Here is a 17,776-nt window from a genome sequence, read left to right as displayed (position 1 = left end):
CCGTAGACCTCCTGGTTGTGCTCGCCCAGGAGCGGCGCCCGCACCATCTCGGTGGGCGAGTCGGACAGGCGCACCGGGTTGGCCGGCATCGGGTACGGGCCCCGCCGGGGGTGCTCGAGCTCGACGATCATGCCGCGCGCCTTGAGATGGGGATCGGCCAGCACCTCGGCCGAGTCGAGCACGGCGCCACAGGGAATGCCGGCGCCGGCCAGGATCTCCATGACCTCGTGCTTGGTGCGCTTCTCGGTCCACGCCTCGATCATGGCGTCGATCTCGTCGATGAACTGCACCCGGTCCCGCCGGTCGGCGTAGCGGGGGTCGTCGCCGAGCTCCGGCCGCCCGACGATCGTCGTCAACGACTTCCACATGTCCACGGTGGCGACGTGGAGGAACACGTAGTCGTTCGGCCCCCCCGGCCGGCACCGGTAGAGGTTCGACGGCGCCGCGTTCACCGAGCGGTTGCCCTGCCGGGGCACGGGCTTGCCGTTGGCGTAGGTGTCGCGCAGGTGGATGCGCAGCAGGTTCACCACCGCCTCTTGCTGGGCCACCTCGATCTGCTGTCCCACGCCCGTCGCCTGGCGCTGGATGATCGCGGCCAGGATGCCGATCGCCGTGTGCAGCCCGGCGCCGGTGTCGGCCAGGCCGCCGATGGCCTTGGTGGGCGGGCCGTCGAGCCACCCCGTCATGCTCATGGCTCCGGCCATGGCCTGGGCGATCCACTCGAAGCTCTTGTACTCGGCGTAGGGACCGGTGCTGCCAAAGCCTTTCACGGAGGCGGCGATGATGCGGGGGTTGAGGCGCCGCAGTGCCTCGTACCCGAGCCCCAGGCGCTCCATCGCCCCCGGCCCCATGTTCTCCACGACGACGTCCGCCGTCTTCACCATCTCCTCGAACATCGCGCGCCCGCGGGGCGCCTTCAGATTCAGCGTCACGCCCTTCTTGCCCGAGTTCAGGAGCAGGAAGAACCAGGCGTCCTCGCCGCGCTTGTCGGACAGCGCGGTGCGGCCCGGCTCGCCGGCAGGCGGCTCGATCTTGATGACCTGGGCGCCGAGCCAGGCCAGCATCTGGGTGCAGCTCGGGCCGGCCTCGTACTGGGTCAGATCGAGAACGCGGATTCCCTGGAGCGCCTTCGCCATCGCGTCGTCCTTCCTTGCCGCCGGGGCGCGCCGGTCACGGGCGACCGGCCGTCGCCGCGGCCTGCGTTTGAAGCCGCGCCCGCATGCGCTGCCGCACCCGCTCCACCACCTCGGGCGGCGCCGTGCGCGGCGAGCCGGCGGAAAACGGCGGCTGGGGATCGTATTCGATGCCCAGCTGGATGGCCTGGGCCACCTCGTCCCCGGCGATCCGGGCGGCCAGCGTGAGGGCCATGTCGATTCCCGAGGACACGCCGGCCGCGGTGATGACCTTGCCCTGCTCCACGACCCGCCGCGACACCGGGCGCGCGCCGAACTCCGCCAGCCGCTCCAGCGACAGCCAGTGCGTGGTGGCCTCCAGGCCTCGCAGGATGCCGGCGGCGGCCAGCAGCAGGGAACCCGTGCACACCGACGTCGTCCACTGACTGGTCTCGTGGGCCGCGCGAAGCCAGTCCAGCAAGCGCGGCTCGGTCATGAGGGCGCGGGTCCCGAAGCCGCCCGGCACGAGGACGATCTCAGGATGCGGGATCGCCGCCAGCGGCTCGTCGGCCACCAGCGCGAGCTGTCGATTGTCGGTGCGGTACGTCCCCGCGCTGATGGCCACGAACCGCGCGCGGGCGCCGGGCAGGCGGGAGAGCACCTCGTAGGGCCCGATGGCGTCCAGGGCGGTGAGACCGTCGAAGATCGGAATGGCGATGTCCATGCTAGCTCCCCCGCACGACGATCTTGCCGACCTGGTTGTCGGATTCCATGAACTGGACGGCGGCGGGCAGCTCGGGGAAGGCGAACGTCTTGTCGACCAGCGGGCGGATCCGGCCGTCCTCGAAGTAGGGCAGGAGATCTCGGGTGAAGCCGCGGATCGTCTCCGCGCGCTGGGCGGCGGTGCGGTGCCGGTTGCTCACGCCGAACAGGGTCAGCCGCTTGCTGTGCAGGGCCTCTATGTCCAGCGTGCCTGTCAACACGCCATCGAGGTAGCCCACGGTGGCGTGCCGGCCCTCGAAGGCGAGCACCCGGATGGACTCGGCGAACACGGACCCGCCGACGTTGTTGACAACGAGGTTCACGCCCTTGCCGTCGGTGGCCTTCATGACGGCGTCGAAGAAGTCCCCGGCGCGGGTGCGGATGCCCACGTCGAGGCCGAGCTTCTCGAGGCGGGCCAGCTTGTCGGCCGAGCCCGACGTGCCGATCACGCGGGCGCCCAGCGCCTTGCCCGTCTGCAGCGCGGCGACCCCGACGCCCGAGGAGACGCCGGTCACCAGCAGCCACTGACCGGAGGCCAGATGGCCCTGCGCGACGAGCATGTCGTAGACGACGGCGAAGACCAGCGGAGTCGCCGCCGCCTCTTCCCAGGAGAGCGGGGCCGGCGCGCGCATCGCCTCCCGGGCATCGACGACCGCGTACTCGGCGAAGCCACCGCTGCAGCGGCCCATTACCCGGTCGCCCGGGGAGAAGCCCCGGACGCCGTCGCCAACCTTCACCACATCGCCGGCGCACTCCCCGCCGCCGGGCTTGGCCGCAGCGCCGGCCTTGCCGCCCAGGAGCTCGCCGCGGTTCAACGAGGTGGCCCGGACGCGGACCAGGAGCTCACCGGCCCGGGGCTCGGGCGTGGGCGTCTCGCGTAGCTCGACCTTCGTGCCGCCGGGGCCCGGCGTGATCCAGTAAGCCTTCATGCTGAACGCTCCTTATCGGCTCCTACGTCGTGTAGGCGGAGAAGCGCACGGTCTGGGCGCGCGCCTTGTCGTCGGTGATGACGTTGACGACGGCCGGCTTGCCCGACGCCCACGCCCGCTCCAGCGCGGGCCGGATGTCGTGCGGCTTCTCGACGAACTCGCCGTGGGCGCCCAGCTCCTGGGCGACCCGGTCGTAGCGGGTGTGGCCCAGGCGGCGTCCCGGCTTGGGCAGCGGCCGCGCCCACGGCGTGTCGGCCGTCCAGCCGCCGTTGTTGCTGATCACCACCACCACGGGAATCTTGTGGCGCACCGCCGTGTCGATCTCCATCGCGTTGAGGCCGTAGGAGCCGTCGCCGTGCAGGACCACCACCTGCGCGTCGGGCCGGGCGATCTTGGCGCCCACTCCGAAGGGCAGGCCCACGCCCATGCAGCCGAACGCTCCGGAGTTGAGGCGATGGCCGGGCTCGAACGTGGGGATGGCCTGCCGCCCGTAGTTGAGGATCTCCTGGCCGTCCACGATCAGGATGGCGTCCCGCTGCAGGAAGTCCCGCACTTCCTTGCAGAGACGCAGCGGGTGGATGGGCACGTTGTCGCTGCTCATGGCCTTGTCCGACTCCGACGCCTTCTCCCCGTCGAGCGTGCGCAGCTTGCCGACCCAGGCGGCGTAACGACGCGGATCGACCTTGCCCGCGGCCTCCGCCCGGAGCTGCTCGAGCACGGCCCGGGCGTCGCCGGCGATGGGCACGTCCACCGCGCGGTTGTGGCCGAGCTGGCTCGGATTGACGTCCACGTGGATGACCTCGAGGTCGGCGGCGAACCGCGGCGGCCGTCCGAACTGGATGACCCAGTCGAAGCGGGTCCCCACGGCCAGGAGCACGTCGGCCTCGGAGAACGCGGTGCTGCGGGCGTTGAGAAAGGACAGCGCGTGGTCCTCGGGGATCAGGCCGCGCGAGATCGGCTTCGTGTAGAACGGAATCCCCGCCGCCTCCACGAAGGCCTGGAGCGCGGCGGCCCCGTCCGACCACCACACGCCGCTGCCCGCCACGATCACCGGCCGCTCGGCCCGGGCCAGCAGCGCGACCGCTTCGCGGACGGCGTTCGGGTCGCCCAGCGTGCGCGGCGCCGGGCGCCACGGCGCGGGATAGGTCACCTTGTCCTCCTCCACCTTCTCGCCCAGGATGTCGCCGGGCAGGTCCAGGTAGACGGGACCGGGCCGGCCGGAGCTGGCCTGGCGGAACGCCGTGGCCACCACGTCGGGGATGCGCCGGGCGTCGTAGACGCGCTCCGCCCATTTGGTGACGGGCCGCATGACGGCGACCTGGTCGATCTCCTGGAAGGCTTCCATGCCCAGGTAGACGCGGGGGCTCGACCCGCCGATGGCCACCAGCGGCGCGCAGTCCGTGAAGGCGTTGGCCACGCCCGTCACCAGATTGGTCGTGCCCGGCCCCGAACAGCCCATGCAGACCCCAGGTCGCCGGGTCACCCGCGCCCACGCATGCGCGGCCAGCGCGGCCGCCTGCTCGTGCCGGGTGTCGATGGCCCGGATCCCGAGCTGGATGCAGGCCGCCTCCGTCTCCAGCATGGGCCCACCCATCAGGTAGAACATGGTATCCACGCCCTGAGACTTGAGCGCCTGCGCCAGGACTTCCGAGCCCGTGATGGTGGCCATGTCTCGTTCCTTTCCGGTGTCGTCTCGAATCGCTAGGACAGCAACACCCGCGTGAGCGCTTCGGGCTCGCTCAGCATCGGGTAGTGGCCGGTGTCCAGCTCGTGCCAGGCCGCCTTCAAGCGCTCGGCCGTGCGCCGCTGATGACTCTCCGGCGGATTGGCGGCCCGCCGGCAGCGGATGACGGTGGCCGGCCACGCCTGCTCCCAGAAAGTGGTCGGCTCCATCGGCGCCTCCAGCGCGGCGACGGGGTGCGGGGTGATGCGGGCCAGCGCCCACCGGCGCAGGGGCTCGTCGAGATCCCTGAACAGCCGGCTCTCGGCGTCGGCTCTGGTGGGCGCGGTCGTGACGTCGTTGGTCTCATTGGGCGCCGACCGCTTGACGATCTGATCGACCCGCTCGCCGGGCAGCAGGGCCAGCGCGTCGACGAAGACGAGCCGGGCGATGCGCTCGCGCGCCAGCTCGGCCGCCTTGACGACCACCATCCCGCCGCTGCTGGTCCCCACCAGGACGCCGTCGCTCAGATCTTCGGAGACGAGGAGCTCCGCTACTTCACGCGCGTGCGAGCCCACCGTGATGCCCGGACGCACGCTATGGCGACGCTCGCCGCAGCCGTCCAGGCTGGGCGCGTAGACCAGATGGCCTCCGGCGCGTAGACGCGCGGCGACTGGCTTCCAGATCCAGCCCCCCTGGTACGCGCCGTGGATCAGGACGTAGGTCGCCATCGCGCCGGCAAGTGTATCGCACGGCCGTAGATGTATCCATGGCGAGACATTGTGCTCGCGGGGCGAGCCGGCTAGGGTGGGAGCATGACGCAGCCCCCGCTCACGCTCCGGCGCTGGAACCGGACCGAATACGACCGGCTCGTGGAGCTCGGTGTGTTCGAGCGGGACCCCGTCGAGCTGGTCGGCGGCCAGCTCATCGTCGCCGAGCCGCAGAGCGCCTATCACGCGTCCGCCATCCGGGCGGTCGACTACGCGGTGAGAGCGGTTCTGCCGCCCGGGTGGATCGTGAGTGTCCAGTCGCCGGTGTCGCTCGACGAGGAATCCGAGCCCGAGCCGGATCTGGTGGTTGTTCCAGGCCGCCCGACGGATTATCGCCACGAGCATCCCGCGCGCCCGGCCCTCGCCATCGAGGTCGCCGAGTCGAGCCTGGCCTTCGACCGCGAGCACAAGGGCAGCCTCTACGCGCGCGCGGGGATCCAGGACTACTGGATCGTGAACCTCGTCGATCGCGTCCTGGAGATCTGCCGGGATCCCGCTCCGGACGCTTCGGCGCCCTACGGGTGGCGCTACCGATCCGTCACGACGCTGGCGCCGCCCGCCGCCGCCGTTCCACTCGCCCTGGCGACTGCTCAGCTCGCCGTGGCCGACCTGCTGCCGTAAGCGGCCGCGGCTCGCGCTCGGCTCAGGCCGACAGCTCGCGCCCCTTGCGGGCGATGAACTCGGGAAAGGCCGCCTCGGCCCGGGCGCCCCGGGCCACGGTGGTCGTGTACTCGCGCTCGTTGGCCCACTGCTCCTCGAGCGTGCGCCCCATGTCCCGGAGCAGCAGGGCCTTCACGCCCATCACGGACTCGCGGCGGTTCTTGGCGATCATCGTGGCCAGCCACATCGTCTTGTCGCGGAGTTGCCCGCAGGGCACCAGGTGATTGAGCAGGCCGATGCGATGGGCCTCGTCGGCTTCGACGGGCCGGCCAGAGAACAAGAGCTCCTTGGCGATGGGCCAGCCGACCTGGTTGGGGAGGGTCCAGGTGGCGTTGATGCGGCCGTAGGCCGCGGCCAGGAACCGGAAGCTCGCGTGCTCGCAGCCGACCCGCATGTCCAGGGACGAGGCCAGCACGGCGGCGCCGCCGTAGGCCAGCCCGTTCATCATCCCGATGGTCGGCTTGGGGCAGGCCCCGATCTCGTAGCTGTGGCGGGCCCGCACGGCGGTCCGTGCGTCCAGCTCGGCTTGCGTGTACTTGCGATCGTCTTCGCGCTGCTCGTGGATGTCTCCGCCCGCGGAGAACGCGCGGTCGCCGGCCCCGGTGATGACGACGCAGCCCACCTCGTCGTCGTCGGCCATCTGGCTGACCGCGTCGTGGAGCTCGGCGCTCAGCCGGGCGTTCATGGCGTTGAGCTGCTCGGGGCGATTCATGGTGAGGATCGCCACGCCCTGCGACTTCTCGACGAGCACGTAGTCCGCCATGGGGGCCTCAATCGGTGAGGGAGCGATAGATCTCGACCTCGGGGCCGCCCTCGGTGAGCCCCTCCTTCTCACGCCGCTCGCGGTAGGCGGCCAGGTGCGGGGCCTTGCGGTGGGCGTCGAAGGCTGCGTCGTCCCGGTACTGCTCGTAGAAGTAGAAGAGATCGGGGTCCTTCGTGGAGCGGTGGGGGCGGTACACGAGACAGCCGGGCTCGGACTTGCGCACCACCGCGGCCTGCTCCTGCAGGAGCGCCGCCAGCGCGTCGCCCTTGCCCTTCGCCGCCCGGATCTTCGCGACCACCGTGAGCACGTTCGCCATCTCGGATCCTCCTTGCCAGGGGGCCGCCCATTCTACCGCGCGACGCCGAACGCCGCCGCCTTCCACTTGGGATCGGTGGAGGCGTCGAGCCGGTCGCGCACGCGCCGGAGTAGCTGGCCGGTCGCCGTCTCGGCCCAGAACCACCGCGCGACCTCGTCGCCGCCGGCCCCCGCCTTCATGGCCAGCCGGCCCTCGGCGTAGAGGGCCTTGAGGTCGTCGGCGCAGTAGCGGATGAAGTTCGGCAGTGGCACATCCGGCGGGCGCTCCTCCAGGTCGGCGTCGTCCCCTGCGGCAAAGCGCTCGAGAAACCGCACCACGCCGCGAAAGCGCGTGGCCGCGATGCCACTCAGCCCGAAGGCCGTGCGCCCGCCGTTCCGGGTCACCCACTGCTCGTGGTACTGACGCATCTGCGCCGTCTCGGTGGCAGGGTCGTCGGGCACGCTGGCCGCCGGCGTGATGGCCGAGGCCTGCGTGGGCGCCGGGGGCTCCTCGCCGGCGTCCGGCTCGTCGGGGAAGTCGCGGAGCACCGGACCGGCCGGCGCCGCAAACAGGTCGAGCGCGGCGCGCAGGACCCGGTGCTGCAGCTCGGCGTCGTCGGGCTGCCCGAGCGCGTACCCGAACGGGAAGGGCACCCAGAGCGCCCGCGGCGGTTTCAGCTTCTCCGTGTGCTCGCGCACGAGGCTGATGGACGTCGTGGCGACGCCTTCGGTCTCCAGCGCGCGGGCCAGCACACCCCCGGTGTGCGTGCACAAGGGTCAGGTGGGCGTGATGAGCGCCAGGTCCACGCCTTCGTCGCGCAGCCGTCGGCCGACCTCCGGGCCCGTCTCGCGCTCGATGCGCCCGACCTCGCGCTGGGCGCCCATGAACGAGTAGTGGCGAGGGCCGAGCCCGCCCAGCTCGCCTCGCGTGACCAGCTCGCGGACGCGGTCGAGGGGGAACGAGATGTTGAGATCGCGGATGATGGGCACGCGGTCGAAGCCGATGCTCGTGTGGCTCTGCACGATGTCGGCCGCCGGCGTGTCCGCGGGGATGGCGCGATACGTCTGCTCGCCGGGGCCGAACGGCCGATCGCCGCGCCGGTGCAGCCCGGCGGTGGTGACGATGGCCAGCCGGCAGGCCGAGAGCGGCCGGAACGGTTTCGTGAAGGGCGTCGTGTCGTGCACCTGCACGGGCAGCATCAGGATGCTGTTGCGGTTGACCTGAGGCAGGCGATCGAGTCGTGGCATGGCCCTATCCTAGCTGATCGCTCGGAGGCGATGTGAGGTGAGCAGCAGCAGCGCGTTGGCGGCGACCATGATCCCGCCGACCAGGACGGCGAAGCGCGCGTTCACCGCCGCCGCCAGGACCCCGGCCAGTAGCCCGCCCAGCGGCAGGAGGTTCCAGCACAGCGAGTAGATGCCCAGAACCCGGCCGCGTAGATGGTCGGGCACCCGCTGCTGGATGATCGTGCTCACCTGGGTCAGGTAGAAGGTGTTGGCGAAGCCGACGACGATCAGCACGGCGAAGGCCAGCCCCATCCAGGGGGACATCGAGAACACGATCAGCGCCAGCCCCAGACTGGCCGCCATCGTCAGCAGCACCGGACCCGGGCGCCGGATCCGGTGGGCGATGGTGGCGATGACGAGCGTGCCCAGGATCGCCCCGCCCCCGTGCGCGGCGTTGAGCAGGCCGTACCCGATCGAGCCGGTGTGGAAGTACCAGTCGGCGTAGATCGGCAGCAGGGTGACGTAGGACAGGCCGAACAGGGCGTTGAACAGGGCCAGGCAGATGAGGCTCGCGAACACGAAGTTGTGGGCCACGAAGCTGAGCCCCTCGACGAACTGGCGCAGGACGCGCTGGCCGTCGCTGGTCGGGTGATTGCCGTATACCCGGAGGCAACTGTAGAGGACCAGCGCGGCATAGGAGGCGCCGGCGGCCAGGGCGAGCCCGACCGCCCCGCCGAAGGCCGCGATCAGCACCCCGGTGATCGAGGGCCCGATCATCCGCCCGGCCTGCCAGGGGATCGAGCCGAGCGCGATCGCATTGGGGAGCCGGGCGCGATCGATGAGCTGGGGGATCAGGGACAGCCGGGCAGGCTCGTCGAAGGCCCTGAAGGTGTTGCTCAGCGCAGCCAGCACCAGCAGGTACTCCACGCGGACCTGGCCGAGGACGGCCAGGACGAAAGCGATCGTCAGCGTGAGCGCGGTACCGATTTGGGTGCCGATCAGCAGCCGCAGCCGGTTGGTGCGGTCGGCCAGCACCCCGCCGAAGAGCTGGAAGACGAGCAGCGGCGCGCCCTGGGCCAGGCCGAGATAGCCTAGATAGAGCGCGTCGTGGGTGACCTCCCACGTCAGCCAGGCGAAGGTGACGTATTCCGCGCGGTGGCCGAGGACGTAGAAGACCAGCCCAACCCAGTAGAACGAGTAGTTCCGGGCCTTGAGGGCGGCGAACGTCGACAGCCCGGCGGACGGCGCGGCGGCCGGCACGATACTGGCGTCAGCCGCGCGGGCGAAGACTCGGCTCGCCCGCGAAGGCGGGCATCACCTCTCGCGCGAAGCGGCGCAGCGTCTCGGTGCCGCCGGTGCTGTTGAGGAGCAGGTACTCGGCGCCCAGGTCGCGCAGGGTCTGCACCTTCTCGGCGATCTCGTCGGGAGTGCCGTAGAGCGCGGTCGCCTCCGCGACCTCGGGTGTCACCGCGTACGACATGATGCTCGCCTTGTTCTGGCCGTCGGGGCGCTGGGCCAGCTGCTCGGTCCGCATGCGGGCCCGCATGCGCTCGGCGACGGCCCGCTCCTTCTCGGCCCCGGTCATGACCACGTTGACCGATCGGGTGACGCCGACGCTCATCGGATCGAAGCGACGCCCCTGGCGCTCCACGGCGGCCTTGAAGATGGCGATGCGCTCGCCGATCGTCTCGAAGGGCGCGAACTGGTCCAGGAGCAGGTTGTGGCCGCGCTCGGCGACCTTGACGATCGACTCCGGATGCCCGGCCCCCATCCAGAACGGCGGGTGGGGCTTCTGGGCCGTGGGCGGCTCCACGACGACGTTGTCGAACTGCCAGTGCTTGCCCCGGTGCGACCACGGCCGGTCCGAGGTCCAGGCCTTGACGATCACCTCCAGCGATTCCTCGAAACGCTCGTCGGCTTCCTCCATGGGGACGCAGAAGCCGGCGAACTCGTTGTGACGGTAGCCCTTGCCGATGCCGAAATCGAGCCGGCCGCCCGACAACAGGTCGATGGTCGCCGCCTGTTCGGCCAGCAGCACGGGGTTGTGCCAGGGCAGCGTGATCACGGCGGTGCCCAGGCGCAGCGTCCTCGTGCGCGCGCCCACCCAGGTCAGCAAGTTGAGCGTGGCCGAGACCTGGCCGAAGCCCGTGAAATGGTGCTCGACCAGGAAGGTGCTGACGAACCCCAGGGCCTCGGCCTCCACGTTGCGCTCGACGAACTCCCGGAACCCGGCGCCGCTGTCGACGTCGGGCCCGCCGCGCTTGGCCTGGGCGCTGCCGAAGATTCCGAACCTCATAGCTTCCACCCGAGCCATGTGCAGAGGGCCCGGCCCATGACGAGCTCCTTGTCCCGGGCCGAGAGCCAGGGCAGCTCGTCCGTGAACATGGTCACGCACTGCCGCCAGGAGCAGGGCATACGGGTGATGTCGGTGCCCCAGAACATCCGATCGGGGCCGAAGGCGTCGTAGATCTGGCGCAGGTAGCCGTGGATGTTGCGATAGGGATAGGGCTCGCTGGAGTAGCTCGGCGCTCCGGTGGCCTTGACGGCGATGTTCGGGTGGCGGGCCAGGGCCAGCAGCTCGGAGAGGTTCGCCCAGGCCGCCTGGTCCTTCGTCCCCGACGGCCGTCCCAGGTGGTCGATGATGAGCTTGAGACCGCGATGGCGCTCGGCGATCTGTCCGACCAGGGGCAGGAAGCCCGCTGCCAGCAGCGCGACGGGCACGCCGGCGCGCTCGGCCGCCGGCCACAGCCAGTCCATGGTGCCGTCCGTCGGCCAGGTCTTCTGGTGCGGCTGCAGGAACGTGAAGCGCAGCCCCAGCATCCCCGGCCGGGCCTTCCAGCCCGCGATCAGGCCGCGGCTCTCCGGACGATCGAGCGGAAAGTGGCCGAGAATGGCCAGGCGGGTGGGATGCTGGCGGGCCGCCTCGATGGCCAGCTCGTTGGCCTGGGGATCCCACCCCGGGGGATGGATCACGGCGGCGTCGACGCCCGCCGCATCCATCTCGCGAAGCAGATCGTCCTGCGTGAAATCAGTGACCTGGCGATGGTTCGGGTTCGTGGGCTTGTGGTTCCGCCAGATGTGGACCTGCGCGTCGACGATCGGCATCATGCGCTCCTGTCGCTCAAACGGGCCCGTTGGGGGCCACGAGGATCTTGCCGTTCCGCCCGCCCCGCTGCGCGTGGGCCAGCGCCATCTTGATCTCCTCGATGGGATAGACCGTCTCGACGGGCGCCACCAGCGTGCCGTCGAGCACCTGCCGGGCCAGATCGGCGTACATCGCGCGTACCTCGGCCAGCGAGCGCGTGGCCAGCGCGCGGCCGAGCATGAAGCCCACCAGGCGCTGTCCGGCGAAGATCAGTCCGCTGCGCGGCATGACCGGATCCTCGCCCGTCATCGCCCCGTAGTTGCACACCACGCCGCCGTCGGCCACACACGCCGAGAGCCGCGCCGTGGCCTGCCCGGAGACGGCATCGAGGGCGAGACGAATCGGGGCGCCGCCCGTCTGCGCCTTCACCGCCTCGGCGAGGTCGGGGCCATCGACGACGCAGGCCTCCGCCCCCAGCCCTTTCAGCTCGGCGAACAGCGCCTGGCGGCGGACCACGTTCACGGTACGCAGGCCGCGCAGGCCGGCCAGGCGAATGACCAGCCGCCCCACGGCGGAATTGGCGACGTTCTGGATCACCCAGTCGCCGGGCTTCAGCTCCACGACGTCCGTCAGCAGCAGGAGGGCGGTGCCCGGATTGATCCGCAGCATGGCGGCCTGGCGCAGGGGCAGGTCGGCCGGCACCGGGATGACGTCGTCGGCCTTGACCCGCCGGCGCTGGGCCCAGTTCTCGCGCTGCAGGTTGATGACGAGATCGCCGGGCCTGACGTGCGACACGCCCGCCCCGGCCACGGTGACGCGACCCACGCACTCGGCGCCCGGCGTGGCCGGCAGCGGCGGCTTGAGCCGGTAGCTGCCCTTGCACATCCAGATGTCGGCGGGGTTGATGGGAAAGGCCAGGACGTCGAACACCACCTCGCCGGCGCCGGGGGCGCCGACGTCCGGCACCTCGGCGCAGCGCACCACCGCTTCGGGCTGGCCGTACTGCTCGAGCAGCGCCTGTTTCATCGCCTGGCCCGAGCCTACACCTTCAGCACTTCGGCGCCAGGGGCTGCCTCGAGGTCGCAGGCGTTGACCGTCATGGCCAGCATGCTGTAGTAGCCGATGGCCCCGGTGAGCTGGATGAAGGCGTCGTCGCCGAAGCGCTTGCGCAACGCTTGTACGGTAGCATCGTCGACGCGGTGCCGGCGCAGGAGCTGCTGGGTGAACTCCACGATCTGAGCGTCCTCGGGCGGCAGGCCGCGGGCGTGCTTCTCGCGAATGGCGGTGATGGTCGACTCGGGCACGCCTTGCTTGCGGGCCGAGCCGGTCTGGGCGCCCCACACGTAGACGGCGTCGAGCTCGCGGGCCACCACCATCGCGGCCAGCACGCGCACCCGCATGTCCAGCGTGCCCTCGAAGCGCACGTAGGCGCCCAGGTGCGCCACGCGCCCGGCCAGCTCCGGACAGTGCAGGAACATCATGAACGGCCCCTGCAGCGTCCCTCGGCTCTTGACGATGGCATCCACGATGGCGTGGTCCCGGGCCGCCACCTGGTCCTTGCTCGTGATGGGCGTCAGTCTGGCCATTGTCACCTCACGGGCCCTTGAGGGCCGGCATCACATCGTGGGTCAGAATGCGCAGCGTCCGCTGCATCCGCTCCATCGGGAACAGGCCGCTGGGATTCAGCTCGGCCACGATGCCGTCGATGTCCAGCTCGCCCCGCAGCCGCCGCAGGCGCTCGGCCACGCTGGCCGGGGTGCCGAAGGCGACGCGGGTGGCCAGGATGTCGTCGTACGTGAGCCCGGCGATCTCGTCGAGCCGGGCCCGGCGCCGATCGGCCGGCCCGGTGTCCGTCCGTCCCACGCCCCCTCGGACGATCTCGGCGTGACGGCGGAAGAAGTACACCATGTTGTCGCGGGGCTCTTCGATGGCCTCGCGCTCGGTGGGCGCCAGATAGATCGGGATGCGGACACAGACGTCACCCCGTCCGGGGTGGCCGGCCTGTCGCCACGCCGCGCGGTAGTCGGCCACGTAGCGCTTCAGCTCCGGAATGCCGAGATCGCGCAGCCCGGCGAAGAGCTGCAGGCCCAGGCGGGCGACGACCGGGAACGTCTCTGGAGAGTTGGCGGCCATGCGGATGGGCGGATGGGGCCGCTGATACGGGCTCGGAGCCACCCGGGTGTTCTCGAAGTGGAAGAACTTGCCGTGGAAGCTGAACGGCTCGCCCTTCCAGGATCGGAGGATGATCTCCAGCGCCTCCTCGAAGCGCGCCTGGCTCTCCCCGTAGGGCACCCCCAGCACGTCGTAGGCGCGCGGCGAGCCGCTGCGTCCGACCCCGAAGTCGAAGCGCCCCTGGCTCAGATGGTCCACCGTGGCCACCTCCTCGGCGATGCGCAGGGGATTGCCCAGCGGCAGGACCTGGACGGCCGTGCCCACGCGCACCCGCCGCGTGCGCCCGGCGATGAAGCTGGCCAGGGCGACGGGAGCCGAGTGCACGGAACGGGTCGGGTTGAAGTGGATCTCGCCGAGCCAGACGCCGTCGAGCCCCCAGGCCTCGGCCAGATCCGCCAGCTCCAGGGTTTCCTGTAGCGAGCCGCCCTCGCTCGTGCCCGGCCGCCGCTCCTCGAGGAAGATCCCGACCTGCATCACACCTTCTCGAAGTCGATGCGCTCCACCACCGGCAAGCCCTGCAGGTACCGGCGCAGGCAGTCGAGCCCCATCTCCACCGCGCCCAGGCGGACCCACTCGCGGCCGCCCACGATCCGGCTGCGCCGGGACGCCGCCTCCGATCCGGCGACGATGGCCAGGCAGATGGTGCCGCCGAACTCGATGCGGTCGGGACCTTCATCCAGGTCGATCAGGACGGCGAGGGCCAGGGTGGCCGCGGTGTGCCCCTGGGCGGCGCGCGCCACGGCTTCTGCGGTCTGTCGCGTGATCTCACCGCTGGCGGCCGCGCGGTCGAGCCCGACCGCCGCGCATATCTCGCCGAGATCGCGGGCGACGATCCCCCGGTGGAAGACCTTCTCCGCACCCGGCAGGTGGCCGAGGCGGGCCGCGATCTGTCCGCTGGTGAACGTCTCCACGACAGCGAGCGTCGCCTGCCGGCTGCTCAGCGCTCCCAGGATGACGCCCTCGAGCGTCTGGTCGTCCTCGGCCACGATGAAGTTGCCGAGCCGTCGGCGCACTTCCTGCACGACCGGCGCCAGCTTCCCGCGGATGTCGTCCATGTCGGTGCCGCGCACCGTCAGCTTCGTCTCGAGCTGCGGGTAGTGGGCCCGGAAGCCGAGCTTCACGCTGCCGTCGGAAACGAGGTCGGCCACGCCCTGCAGCAGGCTGTCCACGTGCGATTCCCCGAGCCCGTAGGAGTGGAAGCGCTTGAGGTGGATAGCCGTCTGCAACCCGCTGCGGGCGAGCAGCCGGGGGATGACCTGCTCCTCGAGCATCCGGCGCAGCTCGCGCGGCACGCCGGGGGTGAAGAAGAAGCGCGCCTTGCCGATGTCGACGGCGAAGCCGCAGGCGGTGCCGATGGGATTGTCGAGCAGCTCGGCGGTGGCCGGCAGCAGGGCCTGCTTGCGGTTGTTGGGCGGCATCACGCGGCTGCGCCGGCGGAAGAACTCTTCCATCCGGACCACCCACTCCTCGCTGAGCACGAGCTCGACGCCGGCGGCCTGGGCCGCGACCTCCTGGGAGAGATCGTCGACCGTGGGCCCCAGGCCCCCGTTCACGATGACCGCGTCGGCCCGCTCGCCGGCGAGCTGGAAGGCCCGGAGCAGGTTCTCGCGATCGTCCCCGACCGTGGTCTCCCACTGCAGCGAGAGCCCGACGTCCTCGAGCTTCTGGCTGATATAGCTGAAGTTGGTGTTGACGATCTTCCCCGTGAGGACTTCGTCGCCGGTGCAGATGAGCTCGATGCGCATGTCAGGGCCCCGATTCTACACGAGTGGCGTGGTAGAGTGTGCGGTCGGAGGACGAGACGCGATGACCGCTCGTGAGGTTCCCACCCCGCTGGAGGCCGCCCGCAAGCTGGTACCGATGATTCGCTCTTCGGCCGAGACCATCGAGGCCGCGCGCGAGCTTCCGAGGCCGCTCTTCGAGGCGCTGGCCGATGCCGGCCTGTTCCATCTGGTACTGCCCCGCTCCCTGGGCGGCGCCGAGCTGGATTTGCCGACCTACGTCCAGGTCATCGAGGAGATCGGCAAGGCCGATGCCAGCACCGCCTGGATCGTCAATCAGGGGGGAATTTTTGCCACCTACGCGGCCCGGATGCCGCACGAGGCGGCCCGCGCCATCTGGACGGACACGCCCCGCAGCGTCGTCGCCAATACCCCGGCGCCCACCGCCCAGGCGGTCGTGGTCCCGGGTGGCTATCGCGTGACCGGTCGCCAGGGCTTCAGCACCGGCTGCCGTCACGCCTCCTGGCTGGCAGCCCACGGCACGGTGATCGAGAACGGCCAGCCTCGACTCCTGAACGGTCAACCGGAGACGCGCTACCTCCTGGTTCCGGCGGCCGAGGCGGAGCTCCTGGATACGTGGCGCGTCCGGGGCATGCGTGGGACGGGGACGCACCACTTCGCCGTCCACGACGTCTTCGTGCCCGCCGAGCGCACGGTGCTACAGGCCAACGCGCCGCTGGTGGAGACCGGGCCGCTCTACCGGCTCCCCCGCACGCTGCTGTTCGCCTCCGGCGACGCGATGGTGGCGCTGGCCGTCGCCCGCAGCGCCCTGATCGCGTTCTACGAGCTGGCCGGCGTCAAGGCGCCCCGCGCGATGCCGGCACTGCTGCGCGACCAGCCCACGGTGCAGGCCAGCGTCGGCCAGATCGAGGCGCACCTGCGCTCGGGCCGGGCCTTCCTCATGGAGGCCGTGCAGGATATCTGGACCGCGATCACGTCCTCCGAGGAGGTCAGTCTCGACCACCGCGCGGCGCTGCGCCTGGCCGCGACGCACGCCATCCGGCTGGCCGTGCAGATCGTGGATACCGTCTACACCGCCGCCGGCGCCACCGCGGTCTACGAGGACCATCTTCTGCAGCGCCTCTTCCAGGACATCCACGTGATCAGTCAGCACCTGCAGGGCCGGCTCTCGCACTACGAGCTGGTGGGCCAGCACTACCTGGGGCTTCGGATCGACGAGACGCGGCTGTAAGCAGCGCGACGATCGAGGCCAGCGCCCGCTCGGCCTTTGCGCCCAGCTCCTCGTCGGGATTGCCGGCGATGGGGTGCGCGATCACCACGAACGGATAGTCGGGCAATCCCTGGGCCGCGGCCATCTCGCGGGCGGTCACCACAAAGCGGTCCGTCATGATGGCGACGGCGGGGATCCCGCGCCGCTCGGCGGACAGCGCGTCGTGCAGACTGCACGACGAGCAGCTCCCTCAATCGCCGATCCCGGAGACGATGGCGTCGGCCGCGGCCAGCTCGTCCAGGATCGTGGCGGGCACCGGCCGGGAGGCGTCCGTCTTGCGTCGGCGAATGAGGTCGCGCACGCCGTGGCCCCGGAGCAGGGGCTCGAGCAGATCGTAGAACCGCGCCGTCCCGATCTTGGAGTTGTCCAGCAGCCCGATCGTGGCCCCGGCCAGCGATGTAACCGGCGGCGCCAGGGCGAGCGGCTCGCCGTCGGGATCGAGCCTGGGGTCGAACACCCGGATCGTCATCTCCCTCCTCCTGTGATCTGCACCGGGACCGTCGTGGCCAGCGACCGCTCCGCGTACCACGGCGGCACGACGGCGCCGAAGCCGCCCGCCGGCCCGCCGGCGGCGACGACCAGCAGATCGTCCGGCGACCGGAGGGCCGTGTGCACGTCCTCGCCCTTGCGGCCCACCACGGCGCTCTTGCCCACGCCGCGCCACTCCTCGCGCCGGACCCGGGCCCGCTCGTGGATGTACTCGCGGACGTCGCGCTTGGACCAGCCCGCGCTCTGCAGCACCTCGCGATGCTGGCGGCTGACGACGATCGCATAGTTGCCCGGCCAGATGGAGTACGTGAGCAGGTTGGCCCGCATCGTCGCCGCGTACGTCTCCAGCAGCTCCCGGGGGTCCCGCGTCCACTCGTTCATGAGCTGGTGCGGCGAGCCCGCGGCCAGCACGGTGACGGCGGAGTCTCCGGCCGGGATCCCGCGCTCGACGGCGAGCGGCGTCCACGGGTTGTCCTCCTCGTCCTCGGCCACGCAGAACGTGAACTTGCCGGGGTGGCCGAGCGTCGAGCGGTCGAGGCGGCCGGGTGTGCCGCCCAGCACGTTGATGATCAACAGCCGCGGGGTCCGACCGATGGTGGCGTTGGCCCGACTGGCGTTGGCCAGCGCGTTGTGGGTCGCGTTCATGCCGAGGGCGCGCCGGATCGGCCCGTTCACGACGATGAACTGGGCGCTGCCCCCGGTGGAGGCGGTGGTCCCGTGCAGCCCGAACCGGGGCACGCACATCGCCCGCACCACGGCGAGGACGACCGGCATGTACTCGGGCCGGCAGCCGGCCATGACGGCGGCGATGGCCACCTTCTCGGCGGTGATGCGACGCCGC

The 17,776-nt window shown here is 71.0% G+C and carries 20 protein-coding genes; 2 read left to right on the top strand and 18 right to left on the bottom strand.

Annotated features, from left to right (window positions below; all coding sequences use genetic code 11):
* The 5 genes from VFR64_21790 to VFR64_21770 form a co-directional block, all read right to left on the bottom strand.
* Nucleotides 1-1,136, bottom strand: a 1,136-nt coding sequence (locus tag VFR64_21790; GenBank protein ID HET9492363.1) for a CoA transferase, incomplete at its 3' end; no start/stop codon positions are given.
* Nucleotides 1,137-1,170: 34 nt separating this feature from the next.
* Nucleotides 1,171-1,836, bottom strand: coding sequence for a DJ-1/PfpI family protein (locus VFR64_21785; protein HET9492362.1), 666 nt, complete (start codon nt 1,834-1,836; stop codon nt 1,171-1,173).
* A 1-nt stretch (nt 1,837) separates the two neighbouring features.
* The gene (locus VFR64_21780; GenBank protein ID HET9492361.1) at nt 1,838-2,803 is read right to left on the bottom strand and encodes a zinc-binding dehydrogenase; all 966 of its coding nucleotides are present in this window, start codon (nt 2,801-2,803) and stop codon (nt 1,838-1,840) included.
* A gap of 22 nt (nt 2,804-2,825) precedes the next feature.
* Nucleotides 2,826-4,472, bottom strand: coding sequence for a thiamine pyrophosphate-binding protein (locus VFR64_21775; protein ID HET9492360.1), 1,647 nt, complete (start codon nt 4,470-4,472; stop codon nt 2,826-2,828).
* Between the two features lie 32 nt (nt 4,473-4,504).
* Nucleotides 4,505-5,194 carry an alpha/beta hydrolase gene (locus VFR64_21770; protein ID HET9492359.1) on the bottom strand — a complete coding sequence of 230 codons (690 nt, stop codon included), beginning with the start codon at nt 5,192-5,194 and terminating at the stop codon, nt 4,505-4,507.
* Nucleotides 5,195-5,278: 84 nt separating this feature from the next.
* Between VFR64_21770 and VFR64_21765 the strand changes: the two genes are divergently transcribed.
* The gene (locus tag VFR64_21765) at nt 5,279-5,854 is read left to right on the top strand and encodes a Uma2 family endonuclease (GenBank protein ID HET9492358.1); all 576 of its coding nucleotides are present in this window, start codon (nt 5,279-5,281) and stop codon (nt 5,852-5,854) included.
* A 22-nt stretch (nt 5,855-5,876) separates the two neighbouring features.
* Here the strand turns inward: VFR64_21765 and VFR64_21760 are convergent, their stop codons facing one another.
* Genes VFR64_21760 through VFR64_21710 form a run of 11 tightly spaced genes read right to left on the bottom strand, consistent with a single transcriptional unit; the run spans nt 5,877 to nt 15,179 of the window.
* Nucleotides 5,877-6,656: an enoyl-CoA hydratase/isomerase family protein gene (locus tag VFR64_21760; protein ID HET9492357.1), complete on the bottom strand. Its 780-nt coding sequence runs from the start codon at nt 6,654-6,656 to the stop codon at nt 5,877-5,879.
* A 7-nt stretch (nt 6,657-6,663) separates the two neighbouring features.
* A complete protein-coding gene (locus VFR64_21755) occupies nt 6,664-6,972 on the bottom strand; it encodes a putative quinol monooxygenase (GenBank protein HET9492356.1) in 309 nt (102 codons plus the stop codon).
* Between the two features lie 32 nt (nt 6,973-7,004).
* Nucleotides 7,005-7,703, bottom strand: a complete 699-nt coding sequence (locus VFR64_21750; protein ID HET9492355.1) for a hypothetical protein — start codon at nt 7,701-7,703, stop codon at nt 7,005-7,007.
* Nucleotides 7,704-7,727: 24 nt separating this feature from the next.
* Nucleotides 7,728-8,198, bottom strand: coding sequence for a glycine/sarcosine/betaine reductase selenoprotein B family protein (locus VFR64_21745; protein ID HET9492354.1), 471 nt, complete (start codon nt 8,196-8,198; stop codon nt 7,728-7,730).
* A 9-nt stretch (nt 8,199-8,207) separates the two neighbouring features.
* Entirely contained in the window at nt 8,208-9,437 is a 1,230-nt protein-coding gene (locus VFR64_21740; GenBank protein HET9492353.1) for an MFS transporter, read from the bottom strand.
* 10 nt (nt 9,438-9,447) lie between these two features.
* The gene (locus VFR64_21735) at nt 9,448-10,473 is read right to left on the bottom strand and encodes an LLM class flavin-dependent oxidoreductase (GenBank protein HET9492352.1); all 1,026 of its coding nucleotides are present in this window, start codon (nt 10,471-10,473) and stop codon (nt 9,448-9,450) included.
* A complete protein-coding gene (locus tag VFR64_21730) occupies nt 10,470-11,285 on the bottom strand; it encodes an amidohydrolase family protein (protein ID HET9492351.1) in 816 nt (271 codons plus the stop codon). The genes VFR64_21735 and VFR64_21730 overlap by 4 nt, the downstream gene beginning before the upstream one ends.
* Before the next feature lie 13 nt (nt 11,286-11,298).
* Nucleotides 11,299-12,288, bottom strand: coding sequence for a zinc-dependent alcohol dehydrogenase family protein (locus VFR64_21725; GenBank protein ID HET9492350.1), 990 nt, complete (start codon nt 12,286-12,288; stop codon nt 11,299-11,301).
* A gap of 14 nt (nt 12,289-12,302) precedes the next feature.
* On the bottom strand, nt 12,303-12,848 hold the full coding sequence (locus tag VFR64_21720) for a carboxymuconolactone decarboxylase family protein (protein ID HET9492349.1): 546 nt from the start codon (nt 12,846-12,848) through the stop codon (nt 12,303-12,305).
* A gap of 7 nt (nt 12,849-12,855) precedes the next feature.
* The gene (locus VFR64_21715; GenBank protein ID HET9492348.1) at nt 12,856-13,908 is read right to left on the bottom strand and encodes an LLM class flavin-dependent oxidoreductase; all 1,053 of its coding nucleotides are present in this window, start codon (nt 13,906-13,908) and stop codon (nt 12,856-12,858) included.
* Nucleotides 13,908-15,179, bottom strand: coding sequence for a CinA family nicotinamide mononucleotide deamidase-related protein (locus tag VFR64_21710; GenBank protein ID HET9492347.1), 1,272 nt, complete (start codon nt 15,177-15,179; stop codon nt 13,908-13,910). Before VFR64_21710 ends, VFR64_21715 begins: the two co-directional genes overlap by 1 nt.
* A gap of 61 nt (nt 15,180-15,240) precedes the next feature.
* Here VFR64_21710 and VFR64_21705 point away from each other — a divergent pair, with 61 nt between their 5' ends.
* Nucleotides 15,241-16,407 carry an acyl-CoA dehydrogenase family protein gene (locus VFR64_21705; protein HET9492346.1) on the top strand — a complete coding sequence of 389 codons (1,167 nt, stop codon included), beginning with the start codon at nt 15,241-15,243 and terminating at the stop codon, nt 16,405-16,407.
* A gap of 229 nt (nt 16,408-16,636) precedes the next feature.
* On the opposite strand, the gene VFR64_21700 is transcribed toward VFR64_21705, so the two are convergent.
* Nucleotides 16,637-16,915, bottom strand: a complete 279-nt coding sequence (locus tag VFR64_21700; protein ID HET9492345.1) for a hypothetical protein — start codon at nt 16,913-16,915, stop codon at nt 16,637-16,639.
* On the bottom strand, nt 16,912-17,776 hold an 865-nt coding region (locus tag VFR64_21695), incomplete at its 5' end, for a hypothetical protein (protein ID HET9492344.1). The genes VFR64_21695 and VFR64_21700, both read right to left, overlap by 4 nt.

The organism is Candidatus Methylomirabilota bacterium (assembly GCA_035709005.1).
Lineage (GTDB): Bacteria > Methylomirabilota > Methylomirabilia > Rokubacteriales > CSP1-6 > 40CM-4-69-5.
Note: the sequence above shows the minus strand (reverse complement) of the source record. Positions and strands in the feature narration are given on the sequence as shown.

Coding starts and splice junctions, on each gene's coding strand:
- VFR64_21785 (HET9492362.1), bottom strand. CDS start 1,836: ATGGACATCGCCATTCCGATCTTCGACGGTCTCACCGCCCTGGACGCC.
- VFR64_21780 (HET9492361.1), bottom strand. CDS start 2,803: ATGAAGGCTTACTGGATCACGCCGGGCCCCGGCGGCACGAAGGTCGAG.
- VFR64_21775 (HET9492360.1), bottom strand. CDS start 4,472: ATGGCCACCATCACGGGCTCGGAAGTCCTGGCGCAGGCGCTCAAGTCT.
- VFR64_21770 (HET9492359.1), bottom strand. CDS start 5,194: ATGGCGACCTACGTCCTGATCCACGGCGCGTACCAGGGGGGCTGGATC.
- VFR64_21765 (HET9492358.1), top strand. CDS start 5,279: ATGACGCAGCCCCCGCTCACGCTCCGGCGCTGGAACCGGACCGAATAC.
- VFR64_21760 (HET9492357.1), bottom strand. CDS start 6,656: ATGGCGGACTACGTGCTCGTCGAGAAGTCGCAGGGCGTGGCGATCCTC.
- VFR64_21755 (HET9492356.1), bottom strand. CDS start 6,972: ATGGCGAACGTGCTCACGGTGGTCGCGAAGATCCGGGCGGCGAAGGGC.
- VFR64_21745 (HET9492354.1), bottom strand. CDS start 8,198: ATGCCACGACTCGATCGCCTGCCTCAGGTCAACCGCAACAGCATCCTG.
- VFR64_21735 (HET9492352.1), bottom strand. CDS start 10,473: ATGAGGTTCGGAATCTTCGGCAGCGCCCAGGCCAAGCGCGGCGGGCCC.
- VFR64_21730 (HET9492351.1), bottom strand. CDS start 11,285: ATGATGCCGATCGTCGACGCGCAGGTCCACATCTGGCGGAACCACAAG.
- VFR64_21725 (HET9492350.1), bottom strand. CDS start 12,288: ATGAAACAGGCGCTGCTCGAGCAGTACGGCCAGCCCGAAGCGGTGGTG.
- VFR64_21720 (HET9492349.1), bottom strand. CDS start 12,848: ATGGCCAGACTGACGCCCATCACGAGCAAGGACCAGGTGGCGGCCCGG.
- VFR64_21715 (HET9492348.1), bottom strand. CDS start 13,908: ATGCAGGTCGGGATCTTCCTCGAGGAGCGGCGGCCGGGCACGAGCGAG.
- VFR64_21710 (HET9492347.1), bottom strand. CDS start 15,179: ATGCGCATCGAGCTCATCTGCACCGGCGACGAAGTCCTCACGGGGAAG.
- VFR64_21705 (HET9492346.1), top strand. CDS start 15,241: ATGACCGCTCGTGAGGTTCCCACCCCGCTGGAGGCCGCCCGCAAGCTG.
- VFR64_21700 (HET9492345.1), bottom strand. CDS start 16,915: ATGACGATCCGGGTGTTCGACCCCAGGCTCGATCCCGACGGCGAGCCG.